Raw genomic sequence first — 17,710 nt, forward strand, 5'->3', positions numbered from 1 at the left:
TTTCTTCTGTCCCTCCATTACAAGGATGGACAGTTTGCATTAGATTCAGACGTTGTGCTATTGCTCGTAGTAAACATTTTCATCACAGGGTTGTGAGCGGTAGGCTCATGAATGTTTTTTGAGAATGAGTTGAAATTTCTCCGTCATCCAATAAGCCAGAAAAGCGAACTTGTCTTCAAAATGGGCATAGAAGGTTGCGCGGTTGACGGTCGCTCGATTCGCTATGTCGTGAACGGAAATCGAATAGAGGTTTCTCTTTTCGTCGAGCAGATCGTTAAAGGCTTGAATAAACTGCTGACGGGTTCTCTTTACTCGGGGGTCGCTTGGATTTACCGGCATGCTACACCACGCTTTCTTCGGATCTCAAAAACAAACAAACAGGCGATTGTGTCGGGAACGCAACGAAACCAGCCTTTTGTTGATTGTTGACCGGGTTCCAACCCTTTATCTTTTACTTATGCGATATATGGTTACACAAAACCGTATAGTTAGCAAATTATTTACAGAGAAGAAAGGGTGAAAGTAACATGCTTATCGTCTCCGGGGCAAATGGGAAGTTAGGCAGGGGCGTGGTCGAGCAGCTGCTTAAGCGTATCCCGGCTGAGCAGATTGGCGTCAGTGTTCGGGATGTGAGCCAGGCGCAGGATTTAAAGGAGCGCGGCGTACGTGTCCGTCATGGCGATTTCGCCCAGGCGGAGAGCTTGATGAATGCTTTTGAAGGCGCGTCGCAGGTTCTCCTTGTTTCAACCGGTATTTTGGGAAGTGCGGGGATCCGACAACACCAAACCGCGATTGACACAGCAAAGAATTCCGGTGCCAAAAGGGTACTGTACACGAGTCACATGGGCTCTTCTTCGACGTCGTATTTTCCGCCTATGGTTCACCATGCAGCCACAGAGGAATTGCTTAAAGAGTCGGGTATGCACCACACATCTCTTCGCAACGGTTTTTACGCCTCCTCGTTGGTTGGATTAATCGGCGATGCCATCAAAACGGGTGAATTGATTGTTCCCGAAGACGGTCCGGTTGCCTGGACTGCGCACTCTGATTTGACACAAGCAACTGCAGTGATATTAACCGAGAAGAACTGGGACGGCCCATCTCCGAATCTAACAGCCTCTGAAGCGATTGACATGGAGGGGGTTGCGGCGATGGTATCGGATATCGTCGGCAGGCCTATCTACCGAAAGGTCGTAACGGACGAAGCGTATCGGGCATATCTGACTGCACAAGGTTTTCCGGAAATTCGCATTGCGATCACCTTAGGTTTATTCCATGCCAGCCGTAACGGGGACTTTGCGCAAACGAGCAACGCTTTAGCTGACCTAATCGGGCGACCTCCGTTGACGCTAAGAGACTTTTTAAAGGAGTCTCTGGCTCTATAGACGCGCTGTGAATGCTGTTTCCGGTGTGTCCGGGCAAAGAGAGGGCCACTCCGCATAGGGTGGCCCTAAAACTTGCCGTTACAGACAGTGCGGTGAACCGCATCACAAATAACGCAAGTTTTATCGATGCTCTGTACATATTGCATATCTATCTCTACTGTAAAAAGTTAGCCTCTATTGAGAGGGGCTCTAAAGTTTTACTTTAATGTTCTGATGATGCCAAATTGAAATGCTTCTGTCGCCTGTGTCATTTTCAATCAGCTTCAAAAACTCAGTTACGGGAATAAATCCAAGATAAGCTTGTTCAACTCTTTGGATTTCTGGATAAACAGTTCCTGTACAATGTCTGTAATCCCTCGGCACCAATACATTCAAAGACAGCGGCCCGTGGTAGTGTAATAGAGAAAACATTGCGGATTTCCTCTGGCTCGGTAACAAGACAGCCATTAACTATAATGGCAAAACAGTCAATGCCGCAATCATTTCCAGCCCCGACTGAAATGTCGTATGTTGAGAAAGATTCAGAGTAATGGGTGGCCAAGATGAAGACCCCCGATTAACGCAGTAATATTTCCGTAATTATACACAAGTAACCGCATGTATTCTCTCATATGTCAGTTTCATCTGAGTTGGTGTTACTTTTTATACAAGATGTCAATTTGATTTGCAATGTATTCTGAACTGTAATCATTCCCCTCGGTAATCCACCACATAATGACACCAAGCATGGAGGCCGCTAATATATCCAACGACGCGCGCGGTGCATTTTCTTCAATATTCCTCATCGATCTTCTAGCTTGTATGAAGGCTTTTAGTTCTTTATGCATTTTTCGATTAAATTCAGTTTCCTCAAATAACAAGGCAAACAGCTTTCGGTGTAAGTAAAAGTAGTCCAAAAACGCTAATAATTGATGACGCTCATTTAGGCTTTCTAAACGTAATAGCGGCTTAAGCTTTTCTTCCAAATTTGCGAAAATGTCTGAAACGAGCTCTCGCAGTAAGTCGTTAATATCGACATAGTGTAAATAAAAAGTAGCGCGATTGAGTTCAGCTCTGTTCGCAATCTTTTGAACAGTTAACGAATTGATCGCTACATGTTCACTTAATAATGCAATGACGGCTTCTTTAAACATTTTTTTCGAACGCAGCGTACGAGGGTCTGCCTTCTTTAATTCACTCATTCTTCTCCTGCTTCCATCTATTAATTCTCGTTTTATTGACGTTATTGGACACTTTGTCGCTTAGTTGACGATTATGCGCAATTTGATTATAGGCATGTTAATCGAATGTTGTTATCATAAATTTTATCGACAATATGTCGTAAAAGCAATAATGGAAGGAAGAAGGGTATGACTTCAGCGATGAACAAAAAGGTTTTAATGACAGTCCTTATCACTGGCTGTTTTCTGTCGACATTAAATCAAACGCTTCTAAACGTTGCATTAAGTAACTTAATGGAAGTGTTCTCTGTTTCGGCTAGCAGCATTCAATGGCTTGCCACTGGTTTTATGCTCGTGAATGGAATTCTTGTTCCGATTACTGCTTTTTTAATGAAGCGCTTCTCAACGAGACAATTATTTAATAGCTCGATGGTTCTACTATTCATCGGCACCATTCTATGCGCTGTGGCGCCGAGCTTTTCTGTTTTACTCATCGGGCGGATGATTCAAGCAGCAGGCGCCGGTATTATTATGCCTTTAATGATGAGTATCGTCATGTTCATTTACCCCGTTGAAAAACGTGGCAGCGCTATGGGCTTCATTGGCTTCGCGGTGATTATCGCCCCTGCGATTGCACCGATATTAGCGGGATTTGTCATCGAATATTTCTCTTGGCGCTGGCTGTTTATCGGGCTGCTTCCATTGGTGGCGATTGTAATTGTACTTGCCTTGAAATATTTGGTGAATGTTTCCGAAGCGCAAGCTGCCAAATTGGATTTGAGCAGCGTCATTTTATCGACAATAGGCTTTGGGTTTATACTGTATGGGTTCAGTAACGCCGGAAGTAAAGGATGGGACAGTGCCATAGTCGTTATTTCTCTCATCGTAGGTATGGTTGTGACGGCTATTTTCTGTTTCCGGCAACTGCGTTCAGATGATCCCTTATTAAATTTGGCTGTTTTTACAAACAAGACGTTTACAATGACATCGATGATTAATGTACTTGTGACGATGCTCATGTATGCTGATATGATTTTATTGCCTATGTATTTGCAGGATGGCCGTGGCTTTACGGCACTGGATGCCGGCTTGCTTTTGTTACCGGGTGCGCTTGTGAATGCCTTCATGTCCCCAATGACAGGAAAGCTGTATGACCGTTTCGGCGCGAAGCCAATGTTTATTATTGGATTGATTTGTGTGATTCCTTCGATGTGGGTCGTGACGGACTTAAATGAAACGACGTCCTTTGTATTCTTGATGGTTCGAACGATTTTCTTGCGCATTGGGTTAAGCTTCTTATCGATGCCGCTGAACACGGCTGGTTTGAACGCGCTGCCCAAACAAATGATTACGCATGGTACCGCTCTGAATAATACAGTCCGGCAGCTTGCCGGTGCAATTGGAACAGCGGTGGTCATAACGATTTTCACGGTTCAAACAACGAAACATGCTGCGAGCCTTTCTGGCGGATTACCTGCCGCTGGAATCGAGCAAATAAAAACGCTCGCGGCCATCTACGGTTCGAGCGACGCCTATATTTTTATGACAATATTAGGCGTTGCCGCACTAGGTATCACCATATTTTCATCAACAAGGAAACAGACAAGTATACAAAAAATCACGTCGAGCTAAGCGTGTGCAACGTTTCACCATTGAAGTGATAAGCTGAACCGTAGTATCACAGAGAAATTGCACAGTAGTCGGCCGAACCCGCAGCGTCACGTTTCTAAGCGACGCCTGCTTAAGTCTTACATTCATCCATAAACGCTCCAGGGCTGCTCCCGATTACCGGGGCAGCCCTTTCTGCCGCTGCCGGTGCGCAAACCAGCCGGTTACGGCGGGGACCAGAATGATCAGGAAGCATACGGCGCCGAAGACGCGGCCGATGCCGAGTATGCTCATGCACGTGGCGTAAGATACGCTGGCATACAGCGCCATGCCGGCAATCGGCGCGAATACGGCCGACACCTGCGACAATGTCGTATAGATGGCAATCGCCCGCTGCCGTCCTTGCTCCGGCACGATTTCGAGCAGCCGGTTGAAGATCGCTTGCGTCAGCCCGGCAGTGGAGAAGCCTCCGAGAAAATCGTAAAAGCAGATCCAGATCATGTTCGGCGCATAGATCCACAGGAAAGGCGATAGCGCAAGCGAGAACGCGGAGCCGAAAACCGTGAAGCCGTTGCCCCTACGGTCGGCCAGGGCGGCCCAAGGGCGAAAGGCGATGAGCGAGCCGACCGAACCGGCGATCGCGTCGATGCTGATCATCATATTGGTCGCTTGCAGCGTATCCACCTTGATCTTCGTAAAGATCGGCCATGCGGCCTGCCAGGCGAACAAGTAGATGACGGCACTGCCGCAAAACAAATAATACGGGAGCCCGTAGTTCATCTGAAACCGGCCGATCCATGGACGGCGGCTTCCTGATGGCTGTGCAGTCGGCGCAATGACTGCCGATGCAGCCTCAGTCGGCGCGGCGGGATCAATGTCTTCGCTTGGAATTTTCAGCCTCGTGAAATACCACGTCTCCGCCAGAGCCGCGATAAATCCGACCGTGAATGCGAGCTGGTAGCCAAGCGGGTACCCGAGCCGGTCGATTCCCCAACCGGCGACAAGCGCGACGATCATGCCGCACACGCCGGTCCACATATTGCGCTGGGCGAACACTTTGTTGCGGTAGCTGAGCGGGATAATCTCGCCCATAATCGACTGATACGCTACGGCGATGATCGTATTGGTCGCATTGTACAAGCCGACGAGCCATATTAACGCCATGACTTTGGAGACGGGAAGCAAAGGGACGAAGATCAGGAGGAAATAAAAGAAGCGGCAAAGCAGGATCAGACCTGCGACGATCCGTTTCTGCTTGCGGAACCGGCCAAGAATGAGCGCGGCCGGCAGCGTGACGAGAATCGTAAGCAGGGCAGGCACGGAGGAGAGCAGCGCATATTCGCTGTTGGTTGCGTTCAGGCGGGCTGCGAGCACGCCAATGAAAGGCGTGACCAGATTGAAGCCGATCGCCCAGAAGACGCCGTTCCACAGATTATGATGAATGTTGTCCCGCAGCACTTTGTACTTGGCTTCCACAATGGGCCACCTCGGGTTGTCATGGTGAACGACGCGTTCTTCCCTCATTGTAGCTTATGGCTTGCCGGTCAGCTATAGAAACTTTATTCGGTCCATTTTTCGACGTGTGTCCTGGGTAGGGCGGTTTCTCCTTTGCATCCCAGGCGTTCGCCGTGTAAGATAGGTGTAACATAGGAGAAAGAGGAGGGCCCATATGGTGTTCGGCGCCCGCGTATGGAAAACGGGGATCGCGGTGGCATTATCTTTATACATTAGCATTTGGCTGGATTTTTCTCCTCCCGTTATCGCGGCTGTGGCGGCGATTTTTGCCATGCAGCCTTCGATTTACCGGTCTTGGCGCTATTTTCTCGACCAGCTGCAGACGAATGTGCTCGGCGCCGCGCTGGCGCTGCTGGCCGGGATGTTTTTCTCGAACAATCCGATCGCGATCGGCATCGTATGCATTCTCGTCATCATCATCTGCTTGCGGATGAGGATGGGCGAGACGATCGGGCTGACGCTGGTGACCGTCGTGGCGGTGATGGAAGCTTCGGCCGAATGGCAGTTTGCCATGAATCGCTTTTTGCTCAGTCTGATCGGGATCGGGAGCGCGTTTGTCATTAACGTCATCTTCTTCCCCCCGAAGCCGAAGCAGCAGTTCAGCACGCAAATTCATACGGTGTTCGGCACGATCTCGCTGCTGCTGCGCACCGTCATTTCCGACGAGATGAAGGAGAGCGTCTTCCGTGAGGAGAAGGAAGGGCTGCGGAACGCGCTGCGGTCGCTCGGGGAAAAGTATAAGCTCATGGAGGAAGAGATCAAGAAGGTGAGGCGCACGAGCTTCGGCCGCATCCGCCAGCTGGTCGTCTACAAGCAGATGCTGCACACGCTGTACAAAGGGCTTGAAGTCATCGATGCGGTGGAGGAGCATTACTTCCAGTCGGCCCGCTCGGCGCGCACCGATGCGTTCTTCGACGCGCATCTGGAGCGGCTGATCAAGTTCCATGAGCATGTGCTGCTCAAATTTGACGACAAGCTGAAGGCGGGCAGCACGGAGTTCGATATCGAGGCGGAGAACGAGAAGTTCATGACGACCTTAATCGAACGGTACGGGGAAAAGCCGGACGGCATGCTGCGGCTGTCGGTCGTAGCGGCGGCGATGTATGACTACGGCCATCAGACGGGCAGGCTCGATAAGCTGGTCGAGCATTTCCACCGCGGGGAGACAGAGGAGAAGGAGCCGTTCGAAGCGCTGCTGGAAACGATACGTCTGAAATAAGCTGCCGCAGCCGTCAGGCTGACGGGCGGAGCTATTGAATCGATATTACCGCGGAGGGTTACACGCGCCGCGGCGGAAAGTCTCTTCGGCGATCAAGCCGGAGAGGCTTTTTTGTCGTCATTCGGCCGTAAGGGAACTGTTACTCGCGCTCCATGTTCTTATCGCCGCCGCTTGCGTTACAATAAGCTGGAATTTGCGCCGACGGGGCTGTATGGGGCTCAATGAAATCGGCTGCCGGCAACAAGGGCAAGCGAATGACAACAAGACAGGCGGGTGACTTTGATGAACAAGACCAAGCTATTCTTGGTGCTCGTATTAATGACCGTTGCGGTCGGGTGCAGGGATAAACCGCTCTCCCCGGAAGATCGGCTGCAGTCGTTTTTGTCGGCGTGGGCCAGACATGATTATGAAGTGATGTACGAAGCGCTCTCTTCGCGCGCCCGGGCGGCGATGCCGCAAGAAACGTTCGTCCAGCGGCATCGGTCGATCTACGAAGGCATCGAGGCGACTCGGCTCGCTCCTGCGATGGTGCCAGAGACGGCTCAGGGGAACGCGTCCTCCGCGTCGTCCGCCAGAGCGAATCGCGCGCCGATCCGATTTCGGATGGAGATGGACACCTTCGTCGGACCGGTGAAGTATGAATCGACCGCCGTTATGGTGAAGGAGCAGAACCAGTGGCTCGTAGACTGGACGCCGTCGATGATATTCCCGCAGCTCGGCGAAGGGGATAAAGTAAGAGCGTTAACGTTGAAAGCGAAGCGGGGGGAATTGGTGGACCGGATCGGCCGGGGACTGGCAGTGAACGAAGATAAGCTGGAGATCGGTCTCGTGCCGCAGCAACTGCCGGAGCCGGCGTCCGATACGATCGGAACGCTGGCCGGGCTGCTCCAGGTAAGTGCAGGCGACCTGGAGCAAAAGCTCAAAGCGGCGTGGGTCAAGCCGGACATGTTCGTGCCGGTTGCACTGCTGGCCAAGGACGACGAGCGTCTTCGCCGCATTATCGCCGTCAAAGGCGTGGCCACGCAGACGAAGAAGGTGCGCGCCTACCCTTACCAGGAGGCGGCCGCGCATCTTACAGGATATGTCGGCAAGATCAGCGCGGAAGAGTGGGAGAAGCGGAAAGCCCAAGGCTACGGGCAGGACGATTTTGTCGGCAAAGCCGGACTGGAGCAGGTGTTCGAGCAGCAGCTGCGGGGGAAGGACGGCGGACGAATCTACATAACGGATGCGGGCGGCAAGGAGAAGGCGGAGCTCGCAAGGCGCAGTGCCGAAGACGGCGCGACGATTCATTTGACGATCGACGCGGCGTTGCAGAGCATGATCTACGAGCAGATGGCGAGCGATACGGGAGCGGGGGCAGCCGTTCATCCGTTGACCGGAGAAGTGCTTGCGCTTGTGAGCGCGCCGTCCTACGACCCGAACGCGTTCATTTCCGGCGTCTCGCCCGAGCGGTGGAAGCAGTGGACTGAAGATAAGCGCAAGCCGCTGCTCAACCGGTTTGCCCGTACGTTCTCGCCGGGTTCGGCGTTCAAGCCGATTACGGGCGCGATCGCGCTGCAGACCGGCGTCATCACCCCGGAGCTGACGCGGACGATTGCCGGGAAGCAGTGGAAGAAGGACGGCTCGTGGGGCAATTACAGCGTCACCCGCGTGTCGGAAGCCGCTTCGAGCGTCGATTTGCTGAAAGCGCTGCTGTATTCGGACAATATATATTTTGCCCAGACGGCGCTGGAGCTGGGGAGCGACCGCTTCATGGCCGAAGCGGGGAAATTCGGCTTCGGGGAGACGCTCCCGCTGCCGTATCCGTTCGACAAGTCTACGCTCGCGGCCAAACGGATGAACAATGAAATCCAGCTCGCCGACTCCGGCTACGGCCAAGGCGAGGTGCAGATGAATCCGCTGCATGTGGCGCTCACGTACACGGCGTTTGTGAACGGCGGCGACATGATCGCTCCGGTGCTCCTGCGTGAAGAGGGCGGCACGAAGGGCGGTGCCACATGGAAAAAACAGGTCATTTCTCCCGAGGTCGCTTCCGTCATTCAGCAGGACCTGATCCAGGTAATCGAGAACCCTGCGGGAACGGGGCGCGGCGCCCGCATCAGCGGTGTTACGCTGGCCGGCAAGACGGGAACGGCCGAGCGCAAACAAAGCCAAGGCACTACCGGCAATGAGGACGGGTGGTTTGTAGCCTACAACACCGAGCAGCCGAGGTTGCTGCTGGCACTAATGGCGGAAGACGTGCAGAACCTCGGAGGCAGCCGTCATTTAGCTGCGAAGGTGAAGCAGGTGTTCACGCAGTATTTGAGCATGAAATATTGACATCTCCTTCCTCTCCCGGTTATGTTTCTTACGTAGGTCAATAACATAGGAACGGACGAAGGAGCGAAACGGACGATGTCTGAGCGATTTGAAGATTTCGAATATATCCGCCCCGATATGGAGTCTTTGCAGCGGCAAATGGAGGAGCTGTTCGACGCGCTGGCCGCGGCGAAATCGGCGGGCGAGCAGGAAGCAGTGCTGGAGCGGATCAACCAAATCCGCAGCGAGTTCGACTCGATGTCGGCCATCGCACGCATTCGGCACACCGTCAATACGCAGGATGCGTTTTACAAAGCGGAGCAAGATTTTTTCGACCAGTACACGCCGATTTACCAAGGGTGGGTGTCCCGCTATTACGAAGCGCTGATGCGCTCACCGTTCCGTGCGCAGCTGGAGGAGAAGTGGGGCAAGCAGTTGTTTCGTATCGCCGAGCTGACCGTCAGAACGTTTTCCCCGGACATCGTGGACGATTTGCGGTTGGAAAACAAGCTGGCCTCCGACTACGTGAAGCTGACCGCTTCCGCACAGATCGACTTTGCAGGCAAGCGGCTCAACCTGGCGCAGCTCACCCCGTACACGCTGTCGACGGACCGGGAGACGCGCAAGCGCGCGCAGGATGCGAAGTACGCATTTTTCGCTCAGCATGAAGCGGAGCTCGACGACATTTACGACAGGCTCGTGAAGGTGCGCACGGCGATCGCCGGCAAGCTTGGCTATGCCAACTTCGTGGAGCTGGGTTACGCTCGCATGAAGCGTTCCGACTACAACGCTGCGAGCGTGGCAGTGTTCCGCGAGCAGGTGCGCGCCCATCTCGTTCCGCTCGCGTCGCGCATTCGGGAGCAGCAAGCACAGCTTCTCGGCGTCGAGCAGCTGACGTATTACGACGACAAGTACCGGTTCCCGTCCGGCAATCCGGCGCCGAAGGGCGACGCGGACTGGATTATCGAGAACGGCAAACGGATGTATGCCGAGCTGTCGCCGGAGACGGACGCGTTCTTCCGGATGATGACCGAGCAGGGGCTGATGGATTTGGTCAGCAAGCCGGGCAAGGCGGTTGGCGGCTACTGCTCCTATATCAAAACGCACCGGGTGCCGTTTATTTTCTCCAACTTCAACGGTACGAGCGGCGATATCGACGTACTGACGCATGAAGCGGGCCATGCCTTCCAGAAATACATGAGCGGCCATCACCGCGTGCCGGAGTATTTGCATCCGACGCTGGAGGCGTGCGAGATTCATTCGATGAGCATGGAGTTTCTCGTCTGGCCTTGGATGGAGCTGTTCTTCCAAGAGGATACCGAGAAGTACAAATACGCGCATTTGAGCGACGCCATCTTATTTATTCCATACGGTACGGCCGTCGACGAATTCCAGCACTTTGTGTATGAGCATCCCGAAGCGACCCCTGCGGAGCGCAAGGCCAAATGGCGCGAGCTGGAGCGCACGTACCGGCCTGACCTGGCACTGGAGGAGAACGACTTGCTGGACCGCGGCGGCTACTGGTTCCAGCAGCGCCATATTTTCCGCTCGCCGTTCTATTACATCGATTACACGCTGGCGCAAATTTGCGCGCTGCAGTTCTGGGTCAAATCCCAGGCGGATGCCAGCCGGGCATGGGAAGACTACATTCGCCTCTGCAAGGAAGGCGGCAGTGGCTCGTTTACCGAGCTGGTAGCGGTAGCGGGACTGCGCTCGCCGTTCGCTGAAGGAACCGTGGCCTCTGTGATCGATGAAATCGGGGGTTGGCTGGAACAGGCCGATCTGAGCCGATATTAGGAAGCAAGCGCATGTTCCTGACGGAATCGAGCCTCAGCTTCCTCGGCTTCGGTATTCACCGCCGGACGCAAGCTGAGGGTGAGGGAACCTGCAGCAGAGCGCGCTCGCAATAGAAAGAATGACAACGACCTCCGGCAGCCATCATGACCGGAGGTCGTTCGTTTATGAAGTGTACTACGGCTTAGTCATTTTGTTTAATTTCATACGAATATCAATCAGAGCTCCTGCAATGATCCCCAGCAACACATCGCTTAAATGAAACATCTCACCATGGAATATCGCCGATAACACAGCGGTCATCACACCTGCAATATAGATAGCGATCATAGGTCTGCCTCCCTTTATTACATGTGTTAATAAAATGAAAGATACACTAAGTATATCCGATCCGGCTGCATGATCCGTTATTTTCCATGTACGAATGCTTGCGGGAAATCTATTTATCCGTTGGATAGTTTATTGAGGCTCTTCACACTGGAAAATACATACATTCGCGGCGTTGCTAATATACATACAACATGGCCTCGACAATTCGACAGACGGAGCCTTCGCAGGCTTCTGCGGTCTTCATTGGGGAGGGGATACAGGCGGCATAGGTTAAGCGCTTAATCTATTTTGGCAAAAAAGACCTTGGCAGGGAGGAGAATGCCATTGATTGCACAAGCCGGTTCCGCGTCCGGGCGAAGGAAATGGAAGGAAGGACTGCTTGGATACTTGTTTTTAGCTCCGTCACTTGCCGTGTTCATCCTGTTTTTGTTCTATCCGATGCTCCGGTCGATCTACCTCAGCATGACGCTGACCGACCCGCGAGGGCGGATCGCCGCCTTTGTCGGACTTGACAACTACGTTGATCTATTCTCGTCGGGGCAGTTTTTTACAAACCTGAAGGTGACACTGCTGTTTATATTGTTCACGGTGCCGACGACGATCATATGGTGCTTATTGTTGGCAGCGCTTTCGCACAACAAGCTGCGCGGCATGAAAGCATTCCAGTTCATATTCTCACTGCCGATCGTCATCTCCGTCAGTACCGGCTCGATCATCTGGCTCCTGCTCTTTCACCCGACAGCAGGTATGCTTAACTACTTTATCGGCTTTGTCGGCCTCGGACCTGTCTCGTGGCTGGCCGATCCTTCGTCCGCGCTGCTCTCGATCTCGATGATGACGGTGTGGATGAACATGGGCTTCGTCTATATCGTGCTGCTCAGCGGCTTGCAGGGTGTGCCCGAGGAGCTGTACGAGAGCGCGAAAATCGACGGCTCCGGCCCGGTCCGAACGTTCGTGCAGATCGTGCTGCCGCTGCTGTCGCCGACGATCTTTTTCGTGCTGATTGTCTCGGTGATCGGTGCGTTTCAGGCGTTCGGGCAAATTCATATTTTGACCAAGGGCGGGCCGATAAATACGACGAATGTGGTCGTCTACTCGATCTATCAGGACGCCTTCGTCAATTTCCGCTTCGGCATCGGCAGCGCGCAAGCATTGGTGCTGTTCGCCATCATCCTGCTGCTTACGGTATTCCAGTTTAAAGTTTTGGAGAAGAAGGTGCATTACCAATGACGATGAGCCGTATTGGCGCCGCTCTCATCTATCTCGTTCTGCTGGCCGTGTCGCTGGTCGTGCTGTATCCGCTGCTGTTCACTGTGTTCTCCTCGTTCATGACGGAGAAGGAAGTGTCCGTATTTCCGCCCCCGATCATTCCGCATCAGCTGTACTGGGGCAACTTCCGGCAAGCGATCGAGACGGTGCCGATCGTCCGATTTATCTTCAACAGCGTGGTCGTGTCCTCGGCGATTACCGCAGCCCAGCTCCTCACCTCCAGCCTGGCGGCGTACGCGTTCGCTTTCGTGAACTTCCGGTTCAAGGGCCCGTTGTTTCTGCTGTACCTCTCGACGATGATGATTCCTTGGGAAGTGACGATCATCCCGAATTATTTGACGGTCAGATCATGGGGCTGGCTCGACAGCTACCAGGGGCTGATCGTGCCGTTTATGGCAGGCGCATTCGGCGTTTTTTTGCTGCGCCAGTTTTTTTTGCAGCTGCCGCAGGAGCTGTTCGATGCCGCCCGGATGGACGGCTGCGGGCATGTGCGCAGCTTCGTGTCGATCGTGCTGCCCTTGTCGAAACCGGCGCTCGCGACCTTGACCGTGTACGTGTTCCTGAATCACTGGAACAGCTATTTGTGGCCGCTGCTCATCACGAACAAGCCGGCGATGCGCACGGTGCAGATCGGGGTGGCGATGCTGCAGCACGAAGAAGTGATGTCCTGGAACCTGATTCTGGCCGGCGTTACGCTGGTGCTGCTGCCATCGTTCGTACTGCTGGCGCTCGGAGTGAAGCAGCTGATCCGAGGCATTACGGCCGGAGCGGTCAAAGGGTAGCTCACCCCGCCGGCGGCGCGCCGTCCGCTGCTCGAACAGGTTCCTGATCTAAACTCAGCTGATCTAAATTCACCCGATCTAAATTGAATAGAGGGAGCGTTACCTATGGGAAAATGGAACAGCAAAATGCTTCTCGGCGTAACTTTGGCCACGGCGATGCTTGCGGCTTCCGCATGCGGCGGAGACAGCCCTGCGGGAGGCGATTCGTCGGGGCCGAAAAAGGTCGTGTTCTGGCACGCGATGGGCGGGGCGAACCAGAAGGTGGTGGAGCAGCTGGCCGCCGATTTCAACGCGTCCCAGAACAAAATTCAGGTCGAAGCGATATACCAGGGCTCGTACGACGATTTGCTCAGCAAGCTGAAGACGACGATGGATACGAAGGACGGCCCGACGCTTGTGCAGGTGTACGAGATCGGCAGCCGCTTCATGATCGATTCCAAGGCGATTACGCCGATGCAAAAGTTTATCGACGTGGACAAATATGACCTGTCGCAGCTGGAGCCGAACATTACCGGGTATTACACGTTCGGCGGGAAGCTGAATTCCATGCCGTTCAACACGTCGAATCCGATCCTGTACTACAACAAGGATCTGTTCAAAGCAGCCGGCCTCGACCCGGAGAAGCCGCCGAAAACGTACGAGGAGCTGCAGCAGATGGCCGACAAGATTACGAAGTCGGGCAAAGCCGTAGGCGCCAACTTTGCAATCTACGGCTGGTTCATGGAGCAGCTGTTCGCGAATCAAGGGGCGGAGTACGTCAATAACGGCAACGGCCGCAACGCGCTGGCGACGGAATCGCTCGTGGGTTCCGAAGCGGGCGTCAAGACGCTGACCTGGTGGAAAAATCTCGTCGACACGAAGGCTGCCAACAATCTCGGCCGCAAAACCGACGATTCCAAAAAAGCGTTCTCCGCCGGCCAGGTCGCGATGATCCTCGAATCGACCGCTTCGCTCAAAGGGCTCGTAGATAATGCGCAGGGCAAATTCGAAGTGGGCACCGGCTTTCTCCCGAAACCGGCCGGCGCCAAGGAGGGCGGCGTCATCGTAGGCGGGGCCAGTTTATGGATGATGAACAACCGGCCCGACGACGAGCAGAAGGCGGCATGGGAGTTCGTCAAATTCCTCACTTCGCCGAAGGAGCAGGCGTATTGGCACATCAATACCGGTTATTTCCCGATCACGAAGAAAGCGTATGACGAGCAGAGCGTGAAGGACAATTTGAAGAAATTCCCGCAATTCCAGACGGCCGTCGACCAGCTCCATCAGACGAAGCTGAATACGGCGACGCAAGGCGCGGTCATGGGCGTATTCCCGGAAGCAAGGCAGATCGTCGAAGGGGCGATCGAGGAGGCGCTCAACGCCAAAAAAACGCCGAAGGACGCGCTGGACGGCGCGGCCAAAGACATCTCCGCCAAACTGCAGCAGTATAACAAGACGGTGAAGCCGTAAACGCCTGTCTCCGCGCAGGAGGCATACACATCTGTGCGGCGAAGCGATGGTGTATGGGTGGCCCCGGTCTGCATCGCGCCGGGGTTTCCCTCTAACGTTTAACCAAGATTTTACCCTGGTTTTACACAAAGGTGTTGAAATGGGTAAGCGCTTAACATATAATAAGAATTGTAAGGTCGTTAAACCGGTTTAATACAAGCCGGTTTTCATTGAGACCTTCATTAAACCGGTTTAATAAATTCTTAACAATTCAGGCAAGGGATGGGGCAAACGGTGGCTACGATTGATGATGTTGCAAAGAAAGCCGGTGTGTCCAAAGGCACGGTATCCAGCGTGTTCAGCAAGAAAAGGCCGATTTCCCGCCAAGTGACGGAACGGGTGCTGGAAGTGGCCAAGGATCTCGGATACTTTCCGAATCACGTCGCCCGCAGCCTGGCTATCAAGAAGACGATGATTGCGGGATTGAAGATGCCGGTCTCCAAGGACAGCAACATGTCCGGCTTCGAAATCCAGATGATTAACGGCGTCATGAAGGAATGCTCCAGGAACGGTTACCGGCTGCTGCTCGATACGCTGCCGGAGCATGACGATCCGACGCAATTCTCGATCGATCCGGTCGACGGCGTCATCATGCTGAACCCGCGCAAGCAGGACCCGCGCATCGAGCGTTACAAGCAGATGGGGATTCCGCTCGTGCTCGTCGGCCGGCCCGACCCGATGGACGACACCGTCTGTTACGTCGATAACAACAACCGCGATTTGGGCTTCAAGGTCGGCGAATATTTGCTCGGTATCGGTCATCGCGACATACTGTTCCTCAACGCCGCGTCGGACATGACGGTCGCTTACGACCGGGAGAGCGGATTGGCCGAGTCGTTCGCGGCGCAAGGCATCCCGTTCGATACGGTACAGGTGCTGCATTACCGCCAGTATCGCTACAATGCGGCGGAGTACGGCTACCGCTCGATCCTGGAAACGTTCGGCAAGCTGCCTTACACCGCGGTTATCGCCGATACGGACCGGGTGGCGCTCGGCGTGCTGCGGGCCGCCCGTGAGCTGAACATCGACGTGCCGGAACGGATGTCGGTCATCGCTTTGAGCAACGACGCAACAGTGGCGCAGGAGACGACCCCAAGGCTTACGGCCGTGGATCAGTCGGCTGAATTTTTAGGAGCGGAAGCGGCCAACATATTAATTGAGAAGATGAACGATTCGAGCATTGTGCATCAACGGGTGATCGAAGCCAAGCTGGTTATCCGCGAATCGTGCAGCCGATTGTCCTAAGAAGCCGCAACATTTCACCGCTCTTGTGAAAGCGCTTCATTGAGATTTTGTAAAGGGGGTGTCCGGGTGAGCGGAAGGCGACCCATCGACCGGCTCGCCGGGAATAAGCACTAAGAAGGTCTTGTAATTCGTCAATCGCGATCATCGCATTTTCCAAAATGAACTCGGGAGGGTACACATGAGTAAGAAAGCGAAAGCGGTAAGCTCTTTGGTTGCTATGATGCTGTTAGGCAGTGCGCTGGCCGGCTGCACGAGCGGCAATTCGGCCACAGGTACGGGTTCGAAGTCGGACGGTAAGAAGGAAGATCGCACGCTGCGCATGATGGCCAGCGTCATCGGGGGGAAGTCGCCGGAAGAAAACACGATGTTCGAGAAAGAAATCGAACGGCTGACCGGCATCAAGGCGAAGCTGGATAAACCGGCTTCCGACTATAACCAGAAGCTGATGGCGGCCATCTCCTCCGGCGAGAAATTCGACCTGCTGCAGGTGAGCAAGGAAACGATGAATCAACTGATCGATCAGGGCGTATTGACTCCGCTGACCGATAAAGTGAAAGCGTCCAAGGTGCTACAGGACCCGGAAGTGCTGCCTACGGCGGAATGGGACCAGGTGAAGACGAAGGACGGTAAAATTTACGGCGTATTCACCAAATACCAGGGCGGCACGATGCCGATCGTCCGTAATGACTGGCTGAAAAAGCTGAATTTGCCGGAACCGAAGACGCTGGACGATTATTACAAGGTGCTGAAAGCTTTTACCGAGCAGGACCCGGACGGCAACAACAAGAAAGACACGTACGGCCTGTCCACGGCCGGCATGTACGAACTGCAGGGCATCTTCAGCGCCGCGGGCCTGAAGCAGCGCTATGTGGAGAAGGACGGCAAGCTGGACGTTCCGTATTCGACGGATGCCGCGATTCCGGTATACGAGTGGCTGAACAAGCTTTATAAAGAAGGCATTCTCGACCCGAACTTCGCAACGAACGACGCAGGCAAAATGCGCAACCTGTTCCTGGCCGACCGGGTAGGGATGATCACGTATTGGGACGCTTGGGTAGGCATGCTGAACAATACGCGCAAAGAGCAGGATCCGAAGACGGCGTTTGAAGCGAAAGGGCTTGCGGGCATCGCCGGGCCGGGAGGGAAAAACATGCTGCGCCGCGGAGATCCGGACTTGTGGGTTATTCCGGTAAATGCGGAGCATCCGAACACGGCGTTCGAGTTCATCGAATGGTGGCATTCCAAGGACGGCATCGTTCTGGGCAGCCTTGGCATTAAAGATAACGACTACACCGAGAACGGCGGCAAATACGAGTTGACCAAAGCAGGCAAAGAGCATGCGATGGATCACGGGGTGCCGTTCTGGTACAACAAAAAAGTGCCGAATCCGTTCGGATTGTTGCCGGGCGTGAAGGAAGCGCAGGATCTGCTTGCCAAATATTCGTCGCTGGAGCTGACGCCGCCGAGATGGGCGGATGCCGAGAAGATCATCAACGAGTACTCCTTCAAAGCGATTCTCGGTGAAATGCCGGCAGCCGATGCCGTGAAAAAAATGCGCGAGACGCTCAAATCGAACAAGTTGATCGACTAACGGCTGAAGGGGGAGTATGCACGCCA

At 54.0% G+C, this 17,710-nt stretch carries 14 protein-coding genes; 10 read left to right on the forward strand and 4 right to left on the reverse strand.

Going from position 1 to position 17,710, the window contains the following annotated elements; translation table 11 throughout:
* Positions 1-105: 105 nt before the first annotated feature.
* Positions 106-339: a TetR/AcrR family transcriptional regulator gene (locus KXG62_RS21315; protein WP_425517366.1), complete on the reverse strand. Its 234-nt coding sequence runs from the start codon at positions 337-339 to the stop codon at positions 106-108.
* Positions 340-527: 188 nt separating this feature from the next.
* Between KXG62_RS21315 and KXG62_RS21320 the strand changes: the two genes are divergently transcribed.
* The gene (locus tag KXG62_RS21320; protein WP_218094039.1) at positions 528-1,385 is read left to right on the forward strand and encodes an SDR family oxidoreductase; all 858 of its coding nucleotides are present in this window, start codon (positions 528-530) and stop codon (positions 1,383-1,385) included.
* Between the two features lie 635 nt (positions 1,386-2,020).
* Here KXG62_RS21320 and KXG62_RS21325 read toward each other — a convergent pair.
* Positions 2,021-2,566, reverse strand: a complete 546-nt coding sequence (locus tag KXG62_RS21325; RefSeq protein ID WP_218094040.1) for a TetR/AcrR family transcriptional regulator — start codon at positions 2,564-2,566, stop codon at positions 2,021-2,023.
* 168 nt (positions 2,567-2,734) lie between these two features.
* Here KXG62_RS21325 and KXG62_RS21330 point away from each other — a divergent pair, with 168 nt between their 5' ends.
* Positions 2,735-4,177, forward strand: coding sequence for a DHA2 family efflux MFS transporter permease subunit (locus KXG62_RS21330; RefSeq protein WP_218094041.1), 1,443 nt, complete (start codon positions 2,735-2,737; stop codon positions 4,175-4,177).
* Between the two features lie 153 nt (positions 4,178-4,330).
* Here the strand turns inward: KXG62_RS21330 and KXG62_RS21335 are convergent, their stop codons facing one another.
* Positions 4,331-5,629, reverse strand: coding sequence for an MFS transporter (locus KXG62_RS21335; RefSeq protein WP_218094042.1), 1,299 nt, complete (start codon positions 5,627-5,629; stop codon positions 4,331-4,333).
* A 193-nt stretch (positions 5,630-5,822) separates the two neighbouring features.
* Here KXG62_RS21335 and KXG62_RS21340 point away from each other — a divergent pair, with 193 nt between their 5' ends.
* The 3 genes from KXG62_RS21340 to KXG62_RS21350 all read left to right on the forward strand — a co-directional run bounded on the left by KXG62_RS21340 (position 5,823) and on the right by KXG62_RS21350 (position 10,982).
* Positions 5,823-6,887 (forward strand): aromatic acid exporter family protein, encoded by a 1,065-nt coding sequence (locus KXG62_RS21340; protein ID WP_218094043.1) that lies wholly within the window; start codon positions 5,823-5,825, stop codon positions 6,885-6,887.
* A 282-nt stretch (positions 6,888-7,169) separates the two neighbouring features.
* A complete protein-coding gene (locus KXG62_RS21345) occupies positions 7,170-9,206 on the forward strand; it encodes a penicillin-binding transpeptidase domain-containing protein (protein ID WP_218094044.1) in 2,037 nt (678 codons plus the stop codon).
* A 75-nt stretch (positions 9,207-9,281) separates the two neighbouring features.
* Positions 9,282-10,982 carry a M3 family oligoendopeptidase gene (locus KXG62_RS21350; RefSeq protein WP_218094045.1) on the forward strand — a complete coding sequence of 567 codons (1,701 nt, stop codon included), beginning with the start codon at positions 9,282-9,284 and terminating at the stop codon, positions 10,980-10,982.
* Positions 10,983-11,156: 174 nt separating this feature from the next.
* On the opposite strand, the gene KXG62_RS21355 is transcribed toward KXG62_RS21350, so the two are convergent.
* Positions 11,157-11,309, reverse strand: a complete 153-nt coding sequence (locus KXG62_RS21355; protein ID WP_218094046.1) for a hypothetical protein — start codon at positions 11,307-11,309, stop codon at positions 11,157-11,159.
* Between the two features lie 318 nt (positions 11,310-11,627).
* Here KXG62_RS21355 and KXG62_RS21360 point away from each other — a divergent pair, with 318 nt between their 5' ends.
* The 5 genes from KXG62_RS21360 (at position 11,628) to KXG62_RS21380 (ending at position 17,684) form a co-directional block, all read left to right on the forward strand.
* The gene (locus KXG62_RS21360; protein ID WP_218094047.1) at positions 11,628-12,539 is read left to right on the forward strand and encodes a carbohydrate ABC transporter permease; all 912 of its coding nucleotides are present in this window, start codon (positions 11,628-11,630) and stop codon (positions 12,537-12,539) included.
* The gene (locus KXG62_RS21365; protein WP_218094048.1) at positions 12,536-13,360 is read left to right on the forward strand and encodes a carbohydrate ABC transporter permease; all 825 of its coding nucleotides are present in this window, start codon (positions 12,536-12,538) and stop codon (positions 13,358-13,360) included. The genes KXG62_RS21360 and KXG62_RS21365 overlap by 4 nt, the downstream gene beginning before the upstream one ends.
* Positions 13,361-13,465: 105 nt before the next feature.
* Positions 13,466-14,809 carry an ABC transporter substrate-binding protein gene (locus KXG62_RS21370; protein ID WP_218094049.1) on the forward strand — a complete coding sequence of 448 codons (1,344 nt, stop codon included), beginning with the start codon at positions 13,466-13,468 and terminating at the stop codon, positions 14,807-14,809.
* Positions 14,810-15,082: 273 nt separating this feature from the next.
* Positions 15,083-16,093: a LacI family DNA-binding transcriptional regulator gene (locus KXG62_RS21375; RefSeq protein WP_218094050.1), complete on the forward strand. Its 1,011-nt coding sequence runs from the start codon at positions 15,083-15,085 to the stop codon at positions 16,091-16,093.
* Positions 16,094-16,271: 178 nt separating this feature from the next.
* Positions 16,272-17,684, forward strand: coding sequence for an extracellular solute-binding protein (locus KXG62_RS21380; RefSeq protein ID WP_218094051.1), 1,413 nt, complete (start codon positions 16,272-16,274; stop codon positions 17,682-17,684).
* Positions 17,685-17,710 lie beyond the last annotated feature (26 nt).

This window comes from Paenibacillus solanacearum, assembly GCF_910593845.1.
GTDB classification, from domain to species: domain Bacteria; phylum Bacillota; class Bacilli; order Paenibacillales; family NBRC-103111; genus Paenibacillus_G; species Paenibacillus_G solanacearum.